Origin of the sequence: Sporosarcina luteola (assembly GCF_023715245.1) — a bacterium.
Taxonomy (GTDB): domain Bacteria; phylum Bacillota; class Bacilli; order Bacillales_A; family Planococcaceae; genus Sporosarcina; species Sporosarcina luteola_C.
Genome location: NZ_JAMBNV010000002.1, coordinates 84,907 through 102,266, shown reverse-complemented (window position 1 = coordinate 102,266; position 17,360 = coordinate 84,907). Strand labels below are relative to the sequence as shown.

The 17,360-nt window shown below is 43.9% G+C and carries 19 protein-coding genes; 13 read left to right on the top strand and 6 right to left on the bottom strand.

Annotated elements, in window-relative coordinates:
* Window positions 1-8: 8 nt before the first annotated feature.
* Entirely contained in the window at window positions 9-629 is a 621-nt protein-coding gene (locus M3152_RS11885) for a DUF47 domain-containing protein (protein WP_251695419.1), read from the bottom strand.
* A gap of 223 nt (window positions 630-852) precedes the next feature.
* On the opposite strand from M3152_RS11885, the gene M3152_RS11880 reads away from it, so the two are divergent.
* From M3152_RS11880 to M3152_RS11870, 3 genes are all read left to right on the top strand, one after another.
* Window positions 853-1,386 (top strand): hypothetical protein, encoded by a 534-nt coding sequence (locus tag M3152_RS11880; protein WP_251695418.1) that lies wholly within the window; start codon window positions 853-855, stop codon window positions 1,384-1,386.
* A gap of 35 nt (window positions 1,387-1,421) precedes the next feature.
* Window positions 1,422-2,972 (top strand): flotillin family protein, encoded by a 1,551-nt coding sequence (locus tag M3152_RS11875; protein WP_251695417.1) that lies wholly within the window; start codon window positions 1,422-1,424, stop codon window positions 2,970-2,972.
* Window positions 2,973-3,416: 444 nt separating this feature from the next.
* Window positions 3,417-4,358: a nuclease-related domain-containing protein gene (locus M3152_RS11870; RefSeq protein WP_251695416.1), complete on the top strand. Its 942-nt coding sequence runs from the start codon at window positions 3,417-3,419 to the stop codon at window positions 4,356-4,358.
* Window positions 4,359-4,373: 15 nt separating this feature from the next.
* Here the strand turns inward: M3152_RS11870 and M3152_RS11865 are convergent, their stop codons facing one another.
* Window positions 4,374-4,679: a hypothetical protein gene (locus tag M3152_RS11865; protein WP_251695415.1), complete on the bottom strand. Its 306-nt coding sequence runs from the start codon at window positions 4,677-4,679 to the stop codon at window positions 4,374-4,376.
* On the opposite strand from M3152_RS11865, the gene M3152_RS11860 reads away from it, so the two are divergent.
* The 7 genes from M3152_RS11860 to M3152_RS11830 all read left to right on the top strand — a co-directional run bounded on the left by M3152_RS11860 (window position 4,665) and on the right by M3152_RS11830 (window position 10,948).
* Window positions 4,665-5,363 (top strand): ABC transporter ATP-binding protein, encoded by a 699-nt coding sequence (locus tag M3152_RS11860; RefSeq protein WP_251695414.1) that lies wholly within the window; start codon window positions 4,665-4,667, stop codon window positions 5,361-5,363. The genes M3152_RS11865 and M3152_RS11860 overlap by 15 nt on opposite strands.
* The gene (locus M3152_RS11855) at window positions 5,353-6,621 is read left to right on the top strand and encodes an ABC transporter permease (RefSeq protein ID WP_251695413.1); all 1,269 of its coding nucleotides are present in this window, start codon (window positions 5,353-5,355) and stop codon (window positions 6,619-6,621) included. The genes M3152_RS11860 and M3152_RS11855 overlap by 11 nt, the downstream gene beginning before the upstream one ends.
* A gap of 111 nt (window positions 6,622-6,732) precedes the next feature.
* On the top strand, window positions 6,733-7,662 hold the full coding sequence (locus M3152_RS11850; RefSeq protein ID WP_251695412.1) for an HD-GYP domain-containing protein: 930 nt from the start codon (window positions 6,733-6,735) through the stop codon (window positions 7,660-7,662).
* Between the two features lie 97 nt (window positions 7,663-7,759).
* Window positions 7,760-9,142 (top strand): class II fumarate hydratase, encoded by a 1,383-nt coding sequence (fumC, locus tag M3152_RS11845; protein WP_251695411.1) that lies wholly within the window; start codon window positions 7,760-7,762, stop codon window positions 9,140-9,142.
* Between the two features lies 1 nt (window position 9,143).
* Window positions 9,144-9,557 carry an HIT family protein gene (locus M3152_RS11840; RefSeq protein WP_251695410.1) on the top strand — a complete coding sequence of 138 codons (414 nt, stop codon included), beginning with the start codon at window positions 9,144-9,146 and terminating at the stop codon, window positions 9,555-9,557.
* A gap of 64 nt (window positions 9,558-9,621) precedes the next feature.
* Window positions 9,622-10,119, top strand: coding sequence for a PCYCGC domain-containing protein (locus tag M3152_RS11835; protein WP_251695409.1), 498 nt, complete (start codon window positions 9,622-9,624; stop codon window positions 10,117-10,119).
* 307 nt (window positions 10,120-10,426) lie between these two features.
* Complete coding sequence (locus M3152_RS11830) at window positions 10,427-10,948, top strand: DinB family protein (protein ID WP_251695408.1); 522 nt, start codon at window positions 10,427-10,429, stop codon at window positions 10,946-10,948.
* 39 nt (window positions 10,949-10,987) lie between these two features.
* Here the strand turns inward: M3152_RS11830 and M3152_RS11825 are convergent, their stop codons facing one another.
* Both M3152_RS11825 and M3152_RS11820 read right to left on the bottom strand, forming a co-directional pair.
* On the bottom strand, window positions 10,988-11,863 hold the full coding sequence (locus M3152_RS11825) for a DUF3298 and DUF4163 domain-containing protein (protein ID WP_251695407.1): 876 nt from the start codon (window positions 11,861-11,863) through the stop codon (window positions 10,988-10,990).
* Complete coding sequence (locus M3152_RS11820; protein ID WP_251695406.1) at window positions 11,856-12,356, bottom strand: sigma-70 family RNA polymerase sigma factor; 501 nt, start codon at window positions 12,354-12,356, stop codon at window positions 11,856-11,858. The genes M3152_RS11825 and M3152_RS11820 overlap by 8 nt, the downstream gene beginning before the upstream one ends.
* A gap of 134 nt (window positions 12,357-12,490) precedes the next feature.
* Here M3152_RS11820 and M3152_RS11815 point away from each other — a divergent pair, with 134 nt between their 5' ends.
* The 3 genes from M3152_RS11815 to M3152_RS11805 all read left to right on the top strand — a co-directional run bounded on the left by M3152_RS11815 (window position 12,491) and on the right by M3152_RS11805 (window position 14,981).
* A complete protein-coding gene (locus M3152_RS11815) occupies window positions 12,491-13,165 on the top strand; it encodes a diphthine--ammonia ligase (protein WP_251695405.1) in 675 nt (224 codons plus the stop codon).
* Between the two features lie 173 nt (window positions 13,166-13,338).
* Window positions 13,339-13,899: an integrase gene (locus M3152_RS11810; RefSeq protein ID WP_251695404.1), complete on the top strand. Its 561-nt coding sequence runs from the start codon at window positions 13,339-13,341 to the stop codon at window positions 13,897-13,899.
* 308 nt (window positions 13,900-14,207) lie between these two features.
* Window positions 14,208-14,981, top strand: a complete 774-nt coding sequence (locus tag M3152_RS11805) for a hypothetical protein (RefSeq protein ID WP_251695403.1) — start codon at window positions 14,208-14,210, stop codon at window positions 14,979-14,981.
* A gap of 237 nt (window positions 14,982-15,218) precedes the next feature.
* On the opposite strand, the gene M3152_RS11800 is transcribed toward M3152_RS11805, so the two are convergent.
* Window positions 15,219-16,397 carry a class I SAM-dependent methyltransferase gene (locus M3152_RS11800; RefSeq protein WP_251695402.1) on the bottom strand — a complete coding sequence of 393 codons (1,179 nt, stop codon included), beginning with the start codon at window positions 16,395-16,397 and terminating at the stop codon, window positions 15,219-15,221.
* Between the two features lie 193 nt (window positions 16,398-16,590).
* The gene (gene nfsA / locus M3152_RS11795; RefSeq protein ID WP_251695401.1) at window positions 16,591-17,322 is read right to left on the bottom strand and encodes an oxygen-insensitive NADPH nitroreductase; all 732 of its coding nucleotides are present in this window, start codon (window positions 17,320-17,322) and stop codon (window positions 16,591-16,593) included.
* Window positions 17,323-17,360: the final 38 nt, after the last annotated feature.

Here is a 17,360-nt window from a genome sequence, read left to right as displayed (position 1 = left end):
GCTGCCCCTTACGCGTTTCGCATGATGATTGTTTCAAGTGTGTTCGCAACGTCTTGGCAATGATCCGCAATGTCTTCCAGCAACTCATAAATATCCTTGAATTGAATGATACGGATCGGATTCTTTTCACGGATAAACAGCTGCTTGATCGATGTGCGAAGGACTTCATCGCAAATACGCTCATATTCTTTGATCAAAACAGCGTGATCCCGCATCTGGACAAGTTTCTTCTTCGCAAGCAATTCCATCGCCTTGACGATTTCATCGGAGCTTTTCACGATATTATCCATGAACTTCTGGACATATTCATCGATTTCCGTCAGCGAGAACATTTCAAGATTCGCCGCGAAATGTTCGATTCCGTCGAGGATATCGTCCATCTTGATTGCCAATTGTAAAATATCTTCCCGTTCAATCGGTGTCATGAAAGAAATGTTGAGCTTTGAGATAAGGTCGTGAATCAAATCATCCCCTTCAGTCTCATATTCTTTCAACTTAATGCTTACTTCTTTTAAATCTGCAACCGACGTCACTTTAAAGTCATTCGCATAGTGCATCGCTTCTTGAACATGCTCAGCAATCTCCAAAAGAGCTGCGAAAAAAGGATCGGTTTTACGTGGACTGAACATTTTTAAGCCTCCATCCGTTTCCGGAATCAATTTTTAGTAGTCTTATCATAGCAAAAAACTATAAAAATAAGTACAGATATACGAGCTGATTTCATTTTTAGTGGCGAATAGGTTGTATTCAGATGTTGAAAGAATCGAAATTTATTTCCAGGAATCTTGAAACTTTATTATCGGTCGACCGTATGTATAGTAGAATTCAAATAGGAGAAGGCGAGGTGAGAGGATGGAAGTGTTAGGAATGCCGGTCATCCATGTCTATTTGACCGTGCTCATAATCGCAGGATTAGCGACCGTGCTGTACATTCTATTCAGTGACATTGCAGAAGGGATTGGCGATGCGAGTCCGATTTTGGATCCCGCAGTCATTCTTGCATTCATTTCATTTACATCAGCAGTCGGTTATATTTTGGAGTTGACGACAGAATGGAACCATTTGCTGATCTTGATCATTGCGCTTGGGGCAGCGACCGCATTAGACTTCCTTCTATATTTCTTCGTGCTCCTTCCTTTGAAATCCGCGGAAGTATCGCTTGCTTATACCGATGAATCACTCACAGGCCAAGTCGGCAAAGTCATCGTTCCGGTACCGGTTGACGGTTTTGGCGAAATCATTATCGAAACGGTGAATGGCATCATTTCGAAAAGGGCTGCGGGGTATGAAAACAAAGCGATCGACTACGGAAAAGAAGTGTTGGTCATCGAAGTGAAGGAAGGGACGTTCATCGTAAAGGAATATGAGCCTTTCCGCTTCAAATGATCAAATCAAAACCAATTAATTAAGGGGGAAACAGAATGCCAGGAATTTCAGGAATGTTTATTGTCATTGGGATTGTCGTGTTCATTTTGCTCGCTGTCATCCTTGTGTACATTTCAAAGTACAAGACAGTCGGACCGGATGAAGCGCTGATCGTCACGGGTAGTTATTTAGGATCGAAAAACGTACATACGGATGACTCGGGCAACCGGATCAAAATCATCCGTGGCGGGGGAGCATTCGTCTTCCCTGTGTTCCAACAAGCGGAACCGCTCAGCTTGCTCTCAAGCAAACTGGAAGTGACGACGCCTGAAGTGTATACGGAACAAGGGGTTCCCGTCATGGCGGACGGAACAGCAATCATTAAGATCGGTGGATCGATTACTGAAATCGCGACGGCAGCGGAGCAGTTTTTAGGAAAAGCGAAAGCCGACCGCGAAAATGAAGCGAAGGAAGTCCTCGAGGGACATTTACGTTCCATTCTAGGATCCATGACAGTCGAAGAGATTTATAAGAATCGTGATAAGTTCTCCCAGGAAGTGCAACGTGTCGCTTCACAGGATTTGGCTAAAATGGGGCTTGTCATCGTTTCATTCACAATTAAAGATGTCCGCGATAAAAACGGCTACTTAGATTCACTCGGTAAACCGCGTATCGCCCAAGTGAAACGCGATGCCGATATTGCCACAATGGAAGCTGAAAAAGAAACGCGCATCAAGAATGCTGAAGCATCGAAGGAAGCCCAAAAAGCGGAAATCGAGCGTGCGACTGAAATTGCGGAAGCAGAGAAGGAAAACCAGTTGAAAATCGCTGACTACCGCCGCGAACAAGATGTTGCGAAAGCGCGCGCTGACCAAGCGTATGAATTGGAATCCGCACGTGCGAAGCAGGAAGTTACAGAGCAAGAGATGCAGGTCAAAATCATCGAGCGTCAAAAGCAGATTGAGTTGGAAGAGAAAGAGATCCTGCGCCGTGAGAAGCAATATGACTCAGAGGTTAAGAAAAAAGCCGATGCGGATCGTTACGCAATCGAGCAAAATGCAGCCGCGGCCAAATCCCGACAAATGGCAGAAGCGGAGGCAGAAAAGTACAGCATTGAAGCGCGTGCAGCTGCAGAAGCAGAAAAAATCCGTCTTGACGGATTGGCAAAGGCCGACGCTCAGCGTGCGCAAGGTGAATCCGAAGCTGATGTTATCCGCCTGAAAGGTCTTGCGGAAGCAGAAGCGAAACGCAAAATCGCGGAAGCATTCGAACAATACGGCCAGGCAGCTGTGCTTGACATGATTGTTAAGATGATTCCTGAATACGCGAAGCAAATTGCAAGCCCGCTTTCGAACATCGACAAAATCACTGTTGTTGACACAGGCAGTGGTGAAGGCGGCGGTGCCAATAAAGTGACATCATACGCAACGAACCTGATGTCCACTCTGCAAGAAACATTGAAAGCCTCTTCAGGCATCGATGTAAAAGAAATGATGGAAAGCTACGTTGGTAAAAACAATCTTCGTCCTAGCATCGACAACCTGACAGATGAGCTTCGTTCAACGAAGCCAACTGCAGTTAAATCGAAAACTGTTGATGAAGAATAAGTAATCGGCACCCAAACCGCTCATGGGGTTTGGGTGTTTTTATATGCTCTGCGACCGCCTGAACCTGGCTACAAACCGCCTGAACTCCGTCTGCGACCGCCTGAATTAAGTGGAAAACCGCCTGAACTCCGTCTGTGACCGCCTGAAGCAAGCGGCAAACCGCCTGAACTCCTTCTGCGACCGCCTGAACTCAGCATCGAACCGCCTGAATACTAACGTTCACTCTTGGAATAGTCTGTTTCATTCACAGCCCTTTCTTTGCTAACGCAAATAAGTTATGAAAACTGCTGAATTCAATTTTTACAGTTTTCACAAAGCCTATACCTAAGCTTTTTATTGAATTATGATGGATATAAAAAGTGACATTATCCCATGAAAATTGATTTTTGTACATTTTGCAATATTTTGTTACGCTGATACAATTGTTTTGAGGTGATGAACAAGTTGCTATATAAAGAACGATCTGCACCCTTAAAGCTAGTCGGATTACAAGCCCTAATTGAAAGGCTCCCATCTACACATGATAAATTCCTAGACATCCAAGAGGAGATAAGAAAAAGAGCTGCCGGTTTTAGTGGAGAGGGAAACTTTGATAGGCACATCAGGGAGTTTAGACCATCTTATCCATACGCGTTGTTGCATGATATCTGTCTAAAACAGAATGGGGTTTATTTTCAGATGGACTCTTTACTGATAACTCCAGCCTTTGTCATTATATTTGAGATTAAGAACTTGGCCGGGAGAATAATAGTAAAAACAAATCCCACTCAATTCATTCACGAAAATGTAGAAAGGAAAATTATTCAAAGCCCAATTACCGAGCTTGAAAGAAAGGAGATCTTTTTGCAAAAGTGGCTTGAAGCAAGGGGTGTATATATTCCGATAAAAGGGGTCGTCGCACTCGCATATACAAATGAGTTAACGATTCCAGACTCGCCAGATAGACAAGTCGTATTTACGCATGATATTCCAATCCTTTTATATAAAACAAAACTTGAAAATGAAATCCTGCAACAGCATGAAATACATAATTTAGCGAACGAAATTAGAAGAGAGCATCATGAATATAACCCTTTTCCACTTGTAAAAACTATTAAGATGGAAGCTGCTGACGTTTTACCAGGAGTTATTTGTCCGTATTGCAAGTATCGTGGGATGACATGGCTGCAAAGAAAATGGATTTGTGAGAAATGCTTATACAAGGCATCTTATTCACATAGAAGGCTAATTGAAGAATGGTTCATGTTACTTGATAGTAAAATTACAAATAGGGAATTTAGAAATTTCTCGTGTCTCAATGATCCGGATGTCGCTAAAAGGCATTTGAAAAATTCGTGTCTTGTCATGAAAGGACGAATGAGGAATGCATATTATTATCAAAAATAACGCCTCGGAAAGGCGTTATTTTTCATGGTTGCAAAATTTTTGCCAACTGAAGACTCCCGTCAACCGCCTGAAATAAGCAGCAGACGCCTGAAGTTGGAGGGGAACCGCCTGAACAGGAGTGATGACCGCCTGAAGTTGGGTGCCAACCGCCTGAAACTCAACAATAACCGCCTGAACCTGGCTACAAACCGCCTGATAGCCATACACGCCCACCCACATCTTAAGAATTTCTTCATTTTTCTCCTCACTCCCCCTTAAGATTCTTCCCCTACAATGAGAAACAGTTACTACGTTGGAGGGGAAATCATGATTCAGGTTCAAGAATTAACACATTCATTCAAAATCGGCAAGAAAGGCAAGGAGCGGCAAGTGCCCGTACTTAAAGGGCTGTCCTTCGCAATTAATGAGGGAGAGATCGTTTCGATTGTCGGACGAAGCGGGTCAGGGAAGTCGACGCTTCTTCATATATTGGCGGGATTCCTTAAACCGGATGCCGGCATCATTCAAATCGGTGACGTCCGGACATCCGCTTTCAGTGAAGCAGAGAGCGCGAAGTTTCGTCTTGACCATTTCGGCTTCATCTTTCAAAATTTCCAGCTCATGCCTGGTCTCACGGCATTCGAAAATGTGGAGCTGCCGCTCAAACTCGCTGGCGTGGCCAAAAAGGACCGTCGGGAAAAAGTCCAACAGCTTCTTCAGCTCGTCAGCCTGGCAGAGGTGCAAGACCATTATCCAAATGAATTATCGGGAGGTCAGCAGCAACGGGTGAGCATCGCGCGTGCGCTCATCACCGATCCGCCGATCATCTTTGCGGATGAGCCAACTGGGAGCCTTGACTCAGAGACCGAGCAAGACATCCTGCTGCTCATCCAATCGCTCAACAAAACCCGCGGCATCACATTCATCATCATCACACATGACGACACAGTGGCGGAAACCGCGGATCGTGTTTATAAGATGCACGACGGTGAATTAACGGAAGGGGGTGTCGGACATGCAATTTAACGATCAAATCGATTTCGTCCGACAACATATTAAAAAGAACAAACTGCGCGTCTTCATGACAATCCTCGCTGCAACGATGGGGACAGCATTTTTAATCGTGCTTGCTTCCGTTGGATTCGGCATCCACGATACGTTACGGAATGAAATACTTGATAACCGGTTGGTGAACGAGATTGAAGTGTACTCAAGTGAAATGGGCCAAGCCAAAGTGGAGGAACTGAAAAAACGTGAACATGTGAAAGCGGTCGTCTTCCGCCAATCTGTGAGCATCAATCAGCAATCTGAACTGGATGGATTCATCGGCAGCCATAATATGACGGTTACCGAATTCCAAGAGGAAGCGAAAGTGGGCTTCGCCTTACAAGAAGGACGCTTGCCGGAAAATGAATATGAAGTTGTTGTCGGCAGCCACTTTGCAGAAAATCTGATCGAACCGAATACAGTCGAGGAAGCGGAGCCTTCAACATATAAAGGATCTTTAATCGGCAAACAGTTTACATACAAAATGGGATTGTATGAAGAAAAGGAACTGTTTCCGGAAGAAACAACATTGACCATTGTCGGCGTCGCGAAAGAGCCGGCGAAGGATTGGATCATGGATTTCAATATATATGCGGATGCAGCCATCATGCCTGACTTGGACCGAATTTTCACTAGCCACGTTGATGATGAGAACAGCGAATTATTCTACGGAAACGTTAATGTGTATGCAGATAATCTGGAGAACGTCACAGCTGTCAGCAACGCGCTCAAAGACGAAGGGTATTCCGTTTACTCGATTGCTGATCAGCTCGAACAGCTCGACGTCTTCTTCCTCGCATTCAAAGCTGGCCTCGTCTTCGTCGGCACGATTGCAATCTTAATTGCCTCCATCGGAATCTTTAACACGATGACAATGGCCGTCACGGAACGGACGCGGGAAATCGGCGTCATGAAAGCGATCGGGGCAAGCCCGAAACTGATCCAAAGACTGTTCCTCATGGAAAGTGCTTGGATCGGTATAGTAGGAACAATCATCGCAGTCATCATCTCTTACGGCGTCAGTTTCCTTGCCAATATGGTATTGCCGATCATCGTTTCAGCTGCACTCGGGGAAGAGGAGATTGCAAGCTTGGATATCACGTTTTCCATCATTCCTTGGCAGCTTGTCATCATCGCATCCGCAATAAGCATTACAGTTGCCATGATCTCTGGCTGGCGCCCGGCTCGTAAAGCAACAAAAATTGACGTCATTCAAGCGCTGAGGCAAGAAATATAAAAGAAAGTATATTCTATTTATTCAAAAATAACTATGGAAGTTCCCGGCTTTGTCCGTTATAATGGAGGAAACATGCGGAGAAAGTCGAAACCTGCCTGACGGAGGATGCCTATGGGAACCACTCGAAACGACACACCCCGACAAGTAGATGTCCTGTCCCCCGTATTACGGTTGACGTCAGGACAAATCACGTATTTGGGGCGATGGAATAACGTTGCGGAAGCCCTTTTTTCATTGAATGAAGGAGGCTCATTCTGCGCCCAATATAACCCTGAGAACACAATTGTCGAAACGTACACGCTGCTGGATGGTCAAGTCGATATTGAATACCGTGGAACGCGCACAAAAATGCATATCGGAGAAACGCTGGACGCTTCCTGTTACGACAAGGTCGTCACGTTTTACGGAACATCCGACGCGGAAATCCTTATGAAAATGGATGCGGACTTCTATGAACAATTATTTTATGAAACCCAAACTTTGCAAACCGAAATTGATGCAGTCGCGCTTGTGGACGGCTATACGTATCACCATTGCGACAGGATCAGGCAATATGCCATTGAAGTATGGAAGCGGATGGACCAACCGAAATGCAGACTGAAATTGTTGCGATGGGGTGCTCACTTCCATGATATCGGTAAACTCGCAATCCCCCTCGAAATCTTAAATAAGCCTGGAATTCTTACGCCGGAAGAGTGGGAAATTATGAAATTACATTCCCAAGCCGGGGCTAACATTATGCGCGCCCATCCAGTGGAGTGGCTGAAAGATGCCGCATTCATCGTTGAACAGCATCACGAGCGTTACGACGGCAAAGGGTACCCTTATGGATTGAAAGGGGACGAAATATCCCTGGAAGCCGCCATCGTCTCCGTCGTCGATGCCTATGACGCAATGACAACGGAACGCGTCTACAAAAAAGCGGTGACAGCAGAAGAGGCGTTCGAGGAACTGAGAAGAGGCAAAGGAACACAATTCCATCCCGATGTAGTGGATAGTTTCATAGAAATATACCAGGAAAAAAATCAGCCTGATTCTTAAAGACTCGGATAACCGGGTCTTTTCATTTTATTTCAACTCTAAAAAGGTGCATGATAGAAAGAGGAGTTTGAATAATCTATTGAAAGGCGGAGGGAAAATGGAATATCGTATCGAGCATGACACGTTTGGAGAAATCAAAGTACCAGCGGATAAGTTGTGGGGCGCGCAGACACAGCGGAGCAAGCAGAACTTTAAAATCGGTGGAGAACGGATTCCGATCGGCGTCATCCGTGCGTTCGCCCATTTGAAAAAATCGGCTGCGATTGCGAGCAACTCATTTGGCAATCTATCGGAAGTGAAAATGAAAGCAATCGTGGCGGCTGCTGAAGAGGTGATTGAAGGCAAATGGGACGACCATTTCCCGCTTGTCGTTTGGCAAACCGGCAGTGGAACGCAATCAAACATGAATATGAACGAAGTACTCGCAAACCGGGGCAACCAGCTGTTGGAGGAGTGGGGCGAGGACGAGCGCCTTCATCCGAACGATGATGTGAATAAATCGCAAAGCTCCAACGACACATTCCCGACTGCACTGCACGTCGCGGGCGTGATTGCAGTGGAGCGTGAATTGCTGCCATCCCTACAAGTCTTGAAAGAAACATTCGGCAAGAAATCCGAAGAGTTCATGGATATTATCAAGATCGGCCGTACACATCTGCAAGACGCAACACCTCTTACACTGGGCCAAGAAATCAGCGGCTGGCATCGCATGCTTGAAAAGACGGAAAAAATGCTGAACGAAAGCGTCCAATCCATGAAGGAACTTGCCATCGGCGGAACTGCTGTCGGTACAGGACTGAATGCACCGAAAGGATTCGGTGAAAAAGTCGCTGAAGAAATTTCGAAATCAGTCGGTATCGCATTCACTTCTGCTGACAATAAATTTCACGCTCTCACAAGCTATGACGAAGTCGTCTATACGCATGGTGCGATAAAAGCCCTTGCAGCAGATTTGATGAAAATCGCGAACGATGTTAGGTGGTTAGCGAGCGGCCCGCGTTCAGGTATCGGCGAAATCACGATTCCCGAAAATGAACCGGGCAGCTCCATCATGCCGGGCAAAGTCAATCCGACGCAAAGTGAAGCTCTCACAATGGTCGTTGCTCAAGTGATGGGGAATGACGCAGCAATCGGATTTTCAGCAAGCCAAGGAAACTTTGAACTGAACGTCTTCAAGCCGGTCATCATCTACAACTTCCTGCAATCTGCAAAGCTTCTCGCAGACGGCATGCGCAGCTTCAATGACAACTGTGCTGTCGGCATCGAACCGAACCGGGAAGAGATTGATAGCAAAGTGAAAAACTCGCTCATGCTTGTAACTGCTCTTAATCCGTATATCGGTTATGAAAACGCTGCGAAAATCGCGAAAACGGCTCATAAAGAAGGCACGACGTTGAAGGAAGCTGCATTGAAAACGGGTTTATTAACAGCGGAGCAATTCGATGAATATGTTGATCCGTCCAAGATGATCGGCCGTTAAAATGTACGAAGAAAATTGCCCCTACTGTAATCTGGCAGCGGATCCAGAACAGCAAATCATTTTTGAGACAGAAACATGCGCCTATATCCTAAAGCCTTCCGAGCAAAAAGTGTTGGAAGGCAGTGGCTTAATCGTACCGAAACGGCATGTGGAAAATGTGTTTTCATTGACGCCTGAAGAGTGGCGGGATACGCAGGAGCTCTTGCTGAAAGCGAAGGCATACTTGGAAGAACGTTATGACCACGAAGGCTATACGATTGGATGGAATACGGATGTAGTGGGTGGGCAGACGATTCCGCACGCCCATCTACATGTCATTCCACGGTTTTCAGATGAGCCGTTAGCTGGCAAAGGCATCCGTTATTGGATCAAGCAGAAAGAGAATAAACGAGGCGCAATGTCCACAAAGTTGTAACCCTACTCCTTACCATTATCCGATATGATGGAAGGACAATGACGTAGCAAAGGAGTAGACATGAATGAAGAAACTAATGCCTATCATGCTTATACTGATCCTTATCCTTTCCGCTTGCGGTGAGAAGGCGCAAAAACACTCGGAAGACGAACATTTGGAAGTGGGCCATGAAAAACATTTGCCGAATGGGGACTTGCAGGAAGTAACTGAATCAGCCTCAGTCTTGCCGAAGTTTTTGGATGACAAGCCCGAGGATATGCGACTTGTCTATCAAGTTGCAGCATCCGCCTCTGATGTGCTTACCTATATGCCCTGCTATTGCGGCTGCGGTGAAAGTGCCGGGCATGGCCACAACTTGAACTGCTTCGTCGATGAAATCCGCGAAGACGGTTCTGTCGTCTGGGACGACCATGGAACACGCTGTCTCGTATGCTTGGAGATTGCGGTTAAATCGGTACAAATGAAACAAGAAGGCAAGTCGATGAAAGAAATCCGTGAATTCATCGATGAAACATACAAAGAAGGCTATGCAGAACCGACAGACACGCCGATGCCTGCATAATCACAACGCTCCATCCGACCAGGATGGAGCGTTTTTTACAATACGCGCATAAACTCTAGAAAAGACGCATAAATTGCTTCAAAGGCTCATAAGTCATAAAAGATGCGCATATATCACGAAAATGCCTCATAAATGCTTATATATACGCATAAATCTGTTCAAAAGCGCATAAACATCTTTATTACAAATATAACCAACAATTTATTTTTCTGAATATGTTTTTACCACTTTAAATTTTCTTCAAAACGTCGTATGCTGTGGGAGAGAATTGAATGCTCCTATTTCGTTCTACATGAGGAGAGATATAATGGTTTTTGAGGGGAATAATAAAATCCGCAGAAAAATCTATCAAACCATCGATGGGATGACTGATGAAGAGTTCAACGGTACTCCGTCAACAGGCGGCTGGTCTCCAAAGCAAATCTTGGAGCATCTTGCATTGATGGAAACATATATAGCTTCAAAAATAGCAGGAGAATTGAAGAATCCGAAGAGTCCCAAAGCCTCAAAGAAAATGATCGTTCTTTCTGGAAGCTTGCTCGTCAAAGGAGATCTTCCTATGCAAACGCAACCGACAAATACGTATAAAACGATTCCGGAAATAAAAGAGGAGCTTCATAACTCGAGAATTTATTTGCTCGATGTCTATGATTGCAGTTGCAAGGATCAATTGCGTGAGAAGTCATTCAAGCACCCGAATATCGGTTTGATGCCTTTGGAACAATGGTTTCCGGTTGTCGGCCTGTACGAAAAATGCCATTTAAAGCAATTGAAAAAGACAATTGATGAACTAAGAATAAACGGCTTCTCCTTAGAAGCGGCCGAATAATGAGAGTCCCCGACACAATGTTGTTCGGGGACTTCTTTTTCATTGAATATATACATCACTCACCAACAGATCCCTCACAACTTCGGTTGGGATTTCAAATGTCACAACACCCATATAACCGGGAGCAACTTCATATTTATCAAACGAAATCACAAGCTTTTGATCATTTGTTATATAGAAGTTTTGGTCAGGCTTGATCGTCGTAAAGCCTTCACCATATTCATTGTCGGTAAAATAAGAGATCATTTCATCCGCCGCCATCTGCCGTTCCATCTCATCTGCGATATAGGTGTTAATCGCCGCGATATACGAATCATCTTTGAAAAGGCTAGGTAACGTTATCAAGACATTATCGACTTTATCAATTGTATCATATCGCATTGTTGTCGATGAAGAAGCGACTGTATTCACTTGATAGCGCATGATTGAAAGGATCCGGTCATTATCCGTCATCACTTCATAGCCTGCATCTACACCGAGATGTCCGCCGCCTAGTTCCTTCAGTTCGGCAATCTCCTTCTCGAATTGCTCAAATAGCTCCTTGTTCTCTTTCACATACTTTTCATTCAAAGCTGCCTGTAATTCTTCGTTCTCCAATCCAGTTATGATAGGTGTGTAGACATCGGCCTGATAAGTACCTTCATCGACTTTCAATTGTTGTACAGTGAACACTTCAACAATTGAACCTAAAAGAGGTACATTCACCATTGATTTAGCGAAAGCTGGACTAACATTGATGCTGCCAATGAAAAGTGCCGCGGCTGCCACAGCTCCAATTATGATATTCCTAGAAACAGGGCGTTTCTTTCTTTGTTTCATTTTCGCTTCATGTATGGAAGCTCTCACAACTCGATCCAACTCTTCGGGAATCTCGATGTTCTCATAATCATTCTTCAACTTATCCATTTTACTCATACGTTTGCTCCTCTCCCATCTCAACACGCAATTTCCGCAAAGCTGTATACAGCCTTGTCTTCACCGTATTGAGGTTATCTCCAGTTATTTCGGCAATTTCATCGAGTTTCAGATCCTCGAAAAATCGCAGGATGATAATTGTTTTATAAGTCGGTGGAAGCTGATCGACCGCATCCTGTAAATCTAAATCGCTCATTTCATTTTCTGAAGTTGGTAAATGACTTTCCAAAACATCGTCTTCCATAATGGACACCCGCTGATGTTTTCGAATGAAATCAATAGAAGTATTGACGACAATCCGGTATAGCCATGTCTTCAAATAGTTCACTTCATCCAGCCGGTCAATGGATAGAAGTGCTTTGTAAATCGCTTCCTGCACAATATCAAGAGCATTCTCTTTGTTTTTCACGTAACTGAACGCGAGCCGATAATATATGTGCTGATTTTCTACAATGTATTTTTCAACCAATTCGAATTTCTCATCTCTTGTCATGACAATCGGGTCACCTTCTCTAAAAATAACGTATCGCGATCACGTCTCATTAGTATGGACGGCTGATGCAGTAAAATAGTTTTCCAAGCATATGTTATAATTTTAGCAATATAACGTAAGGGAACGTGTTGCAAATGAACAACCAACCATTCGTCGCCTCTTGGAGTGGCGGGAAGGACTCGGCGTTGGCGTATTATCGCGCACTTCAAGCAGGCGGAGTCGCTAAGCGGATTTGGACGATGTTTGAAGAGGATAAAGAACGTTCGAAATCACATGCTTTGCCATTGGAAATTATTCGGGCGCAGGCGAACAGCCTCGGTATTCCTTTGATGATCCATGGTGCCGACTGGAACAGCTACGAGGAACAATTTTTAGATGCAATGAAAGAATGCGTAGATGCGGGCATCGCTGATGGGGTTTTTGGGGATATCGACCTCGAAGATCATTTGACATGGGTTCAAACAGCATGTACAAAAGTCGGAATGAATGCAGTTCACCCCCTATGGATGGAGCCTCGCCGTCAATTATTGGAGGAGTTCGTGCATTCAGGTTTTGAAGCATACATTGTTGTAGTGAATACAACCATGATGCCTGCAGAATTCATAGGGCGTGAATTCACGATTGAATTGATGGATGAACTCGAGTCGCTCAGCATTGATTCGTGTGGGGAGTCGGGGGAATTCCATACCGTTGTCGTCGATGGACCGATTTTCAAAAAACGTGTACCTATAGAGTTCAAAGGGCAGCATGAGCGTGATGGATATGTATTCTTAGACGTGGGGTTGGAAACAAACATGCTAACTCAGTGAGTTAGCACATTTTTGACAATTTGGTGTAAGTTGGAATTTCCCTGTTGATATATATCTGTAATTTATTTATAATGTAAAGGTTGCTTGGAAAAAGCTCATGTATGAAAAAGTATACATGCCAATTTGGCTAACATAGATAGAAACTTAACAGTAAAGGGTGTCAGGGAAAGAGAATGAATGAACGAATGACGGAATCGAAAATCGTCGCTGTAATCGAATCGGCCATCCGTGCAGTTAACATGGATGTGGAGCTCAAGCAGGAAAGCACGGGCGTCAATATGATGTATGATTTCATCAAGGATGAAGTCATTGTCGACATTGACCGTGTACAAAAAGCTTGGCAAGAACTCCCCGAATCGATGCCACTGGAAACGTATCTTCGTGTATTGACCATCCACGAGTTGGGGCATGCAATGGATCGTAAAGCATTGCTTGACTCACTCGACCGCACAAAGGAAATCATTCTCATGAAAAAACAGGCCGCCGCTGAAAAACGTTCTACGGATCTGCCGTTGATGACGGCGCTGATTGAAGAGCATGAAACAGACATTGCTTTCGAGGAAACCGCATGGGCAAATGCTGAAATATTGAACAGCTTTTTCGAAATCATTGATGGAGTCAGTTTTGATAAAGTGAAGGCTCATAGCCTTTCGACGTATCGAGTCGCATATGAGGCAGATTTGAAAATTTATAATGGGTTTATACACAGGCAAGAAGAATTAATGTCTGTATAATATGCAAGAAACCGCCAGTCTGGGAAATCTAACCCGTTCAGTTGATTGGTTCAAAAAAGAAAAAATGTTTTAAATAACACGATATAAGTTACAAATAGCATCGTTAATCGCGGTGCTATTTTATATGTGGAATAGCTGTCTATTTTGTTATTTAATTTTCAATTTGTATTATTTTACTGAACAGGTTACGTTTATGTGGAGAGGTCTTTCTTGTGTACTTATTTTCGAAATATAATTAACGGAATATTGGATTAGGTTTAGTGTGCGGCTTATAATTATTGTGTTGTGAAGGAAGTGAGGAGGATAGCGTGGAGCATGGTATAGGCATTATGATTATTAGAAAACTGCTAACCACATTTGTTGCCACCATTACTTTTTCAGGGTTGATGGTGTATGGCATGATTTTTAATTATGATCAGTTTGAATATAACAAAGGGAATTCTTTTCTGGGGTGGCTGTTGGTATATTGTATATATGTGGGAGTCGTTATTTTACTGTACGGGAACGTTGTGTCGCTAATTTTGGATGCCGTGCAACGGAAATGGTTTTTGAAAAAAGATTGGTTAACAATACTCATTTTAGGCGCTTTTGGATTGGTAAACGGATTATTTTTTCAAGAAAGTACGTTAATGTGGTTCGGTATGGTTGTGGCTATCCTGTACGGGGTGATTGATAAATGGCTCTACAAAAGACAAAGTAAAGGGAAAAGTTTAAAAATGTTTGTACTAATGCCTATGTCTTTTATTTTTCTGTCGTGGTTATTTTTCCAATGGACATCGCCACCTCAACCTCCTTTCACAAAAGAAGATGCGATAACCACTGCAACTGCTGGAGTAGGGACTCTCATCGATTATTTTCCGAAAGAAGTTGGGTTGAAAGAAGAAACAATTGACGGGTATAAAGTTGTGAGAGAAACGAGTGTAAAAGAAATAGGGAAAGAAAAATATATCGTGACGTTCAAAGAGGATTGGCAAATAGGAAATACGAAGAGTGCTTGGCAAATGTCCTATGTTGTTAAACGAGAAACATCAACGTTGTATGAGTATGAAGGTGTTGAACCTTCATACTATAAAAATAAATAAAATGAGTACCTGTGAGTTGCAAGACTTATTACTATCGTTTTAACAAAGAGTTGCCAACAAACATTGTGTATTTTGGGTTGAATAAATATCATCTAACAATAATTAGTATAAGTCGTTTATTTTATCTTTCCCCCATTAAAAGACCGCTAATTCATATGTGAATTAGCGGTCTATTTCGTGCTTTAATTTGTATTTTGCACCTCTCAATTGAACGGGTTGCTGAGAGAGGCGGTTTTTTCACCATTTTAATTGTAAATAACCCGCTTCCCTCAACTCCCGTTCCAAAAATGGCTTCACGTTCAGCAAATCACGGAATCCTTCGTACTTGGCGATACCTTCAGCCGTCGGTTTTTTACCGGTCTTATACGCGCGGATCAAAATATTTTTCGGTGTATGCTCCATATCAATGAATTCAAGAAGCTGAGCGTCATATCCGACGAGTGACAGGATTTCAGCGCGGATGGAGTCGGTGGCAAGGGCCGAGAAGCGTTCTTTGATTAACCCATGCTGGAGCATCACTTCAAGAGCAGGTGATTGGACTTGCGAGAACAGTTCATGCTGACAGCAAGGGACGCTCAAAATAACTTCCGCTCCCCATTTGACAGCGCGTGCCAATGCCATATCCGTTGCAACATCGCAAGCATGTAAAGTGACGACCATGTCTACGGACGTTTCCTCGTTGTAATCGTTAATATCACCGACGAGGAACTCCAACTGTTCATAGCCAAGATCCATCGCAATCAAATTGCATTCTTCAATGACTTCCTTTTTCAGGTCAAGCCCAGTCACTCTGATATCCAACCCTTTTTCGATGTGTAAATAATGATAGAGGGCAAACGTCAAATAGGATTTGCCGGAACCGAAGTCCAAAATACGGACGGGACGATCTTTTGGCAAATGAGTGAGTGCGTCATCGATGAACTCGACAAAGCGGTTGATTTGCCGGAACTTGTCGTATTTTTGCTTTTTCACCTTTCCTTCGGGAGATTGCACGCCAAGACGGACTAGAAAAGGGTAAAGAGTTTCATCGTCCAAAAGATAGTTCTTTTTCCGGTTATGCGAAAAGTCGACTTTTTTCGTCACTGCCGCCTTTTCACCTTTCCAGGAAACTTTGAATTTTTTCGTCAGCTGGATATGGACTTTCTCATCCGTGAATTCCGCATGCATCTGCTTGAATTGCTCCAAAAGTTGATGGAGGGTTGTCTGGATGTCTGAGATTTTTATATTTTCATGTTTTAAAATTCGTTCATAGTGATATTCAAATTGAATATGGACTTCTTTTTTAATTTCCACCGGCTTTAGTTTCACTTTCTGCAAGCCGGTCGATTTGTAACGGGGCTGACTGATCGTTCCTTGGATGAATGATCCTTCCTGAATCCGGCGGACGATTTCATTGACTAGTTCTTCAAATTGCATAATGATGGACCTCTTTTCGGGCGAGTATGTATGTATAAGAATATCAAAAGGGATTAGCGTTTGCTAATCCCGTGAAGTGAACTGCCGTTTATGCGTCGTTTATCGCGTTTATGCGTATTTGGTACGATTTATGCGTGAATAAATAGATTTAAGAGCTTTTGGAACACTTTATGCGTAATTACGCGTTCAAGTTTTATTTAAATGTGAATCCGCGCTTCCCCAAGAATTCTTTCATATACGTCCGTCTAGGTTCGGCGAGGAAGTCGGCCATTTGCACAGACCATGCCGTATCCTTTTGGTTCGACCCGCGATTGAGGTAATAGTCGTGCATTGTTTGATCATAGGCAGGCAGAATCTTGGCATACTTGTCCGCATCATAGCTGTTCTCATGGATGATCGCTTCGACCGGCAATCTCGGTTTCACTTCGTTCGCTTCGTCAGGAACGCCGATGGACATGGCGAACATTGGCGCGACGCCATCCGGGAGTCCTAGTAGCTCGCTTATTTCCTCAGGGGCATTGCGAATGCCCCCGATATAGCAAATGCCATATCCTTTTGATTCTGCAGCGATGGCTACGTTTTGGGCGAAGAGTGCTACATCGATGGAGCCGACAAGCACGTTTTCTGCGTGGGAATAATCGATTTCCTTGCCATGCATAGCAGCGGCTTTTGCTAATCGGCAATAATCTGCACAGAAAATTAACACCGCTCCGGCGGATAGAAACTGCCTTTTATTCTTTGAAAGCTCAGCTAGCTGTTCCCGTTTTTCCTGATCGGTGACATGGATGACGGAATAGGCTTGGACAAAATGGGAGCTTGCCGCATGTTGGCCTACGTGGACCAGTTCCTGGACGTCTTCCTTTGAAAGAGGAATGTCCTTGTATTTTCGTACGGATGCGTGTGATGTCAATAAATCGATGATCATATCTATACCTCCAGAATATTTCGTTATTCTATATTGCG

What these genes read in the sequence shown, in the direction of transcription:
- M3152_RS11885 (WP_251695419.1), bottom strand. Translation starts at nt 629, where the DNA reads ATGTTCAGTCCACGTAAAACCGATCCTTTTTTCGCAGCTCTTTTGGAG.
- M3152_RS11880 (WP_251695418.1), top strand. Translation starts at nt 853, where the DNA reads ATGGAAGTGTTAGGAATGCCGGTCATCCATGTCTATTTGACCGTGCTC.
- M3152_RS11875 (WP_251695417.1), top strand. Translation starts at nt 1,422, where the DNA reads ATGCCAGGAATTTCAGGAATGTTTATTGTCATTGGGATTGTCGTGTTC.
- M3152_RS11860 (WP_251695414.1), top strand. Translation starts at nt 4,665, where the DNA reads ATGATTCAGGTTCAAGAATTAACACATTCATTCAAAATCGGCAAGAAA.
- M3152_RS11855 (WP_251695413.1), top strand. Translation starts at nt 5,353, where the DNA reads ATGCAATTTAACGATCAAATCGATTTCGTCCGACAACATATTAAAAAG.
- M3152_RS11850 (WP_251695412.1), top strand. Translation starts at nt 6,733, where the DNA reads ATGGGAACCACTCGAAACGACACACCCCGACAAGTAGATGTCCTGTCC.
- fumC (WP_251695411.1), top strand. Translation starts at nt 7,760, where the DNA reads ATGGAATATCGTATCGAGCATGACACGTTTGGAGAAATCAAAGTACCA.
- M3152_RS11840 (WP_251695410.1), top strand. Translation starts at nt 9,144, where the DNA reads ATGTACGAAGAAAATTGCCCCTACTGTAATCTGGCAGCGGATCCAGAA.
- M3152_RS11835 (WP_251695409.1), top strand. Translation starts at nt 9,622, where the DNA reads ATGAAGAAACTAATGCCTATCATGCTTATACTGATCCTTATCCTTTCC.
- M3152_RS11830 (WP_251695408.1), top strand. Translation starts at nt 10,427, where the DNA reads ATGGTTTTTGAGGGGAATAATAAAATCCGCAGAAAAATCTATCAAACC.
- M3152_RS11825 (WP_251695407.1), bottom strand. Translation starts at nt 11,863, where the DNA reads ATGAGTAAAATGGATAAGTTGAAGAATGATTATGAGAACATCGAGATT.
- M3152_RS11820 (WP_251695406.1), bottom strand. Translation starts at nt 12,356, where the DNA reads ATGACAAGAGATGAGAAATTCGAATTGGTTGAAAAATACATTGTAGAA.
- M3152_RS11815 (WP_251695405.1), top strand. Translation starts at nt 12,491, where the DNA reads ATGAACAACCAACCATTCGTCGCCTCTTGGAGTGGCGGGAAGGACTCG.
- M3152_RS11810 (WP_251695404.1), top strand. Translation starts at nt 13,339, where the DNA reads ATGAATGAACGAATGACGGAATCGAAAATCGTCGCTGTAATCGAATCG.
- M3152_RS11800 (WP_251695402.1), bottom strand. Translation starts at nt 16,397, where the DNA reads ATGCAATTTGAAGAACTAGTCAATGAAATCGTCCGCCGGATTCAGGAA.
- nfsA (WP_251695401.1), bottom strand. Translation starts at nt 17,322, where the DNA reads ATGATCATCGATTTATTGACATCACACGCATCCGTACGAAAATACAAG.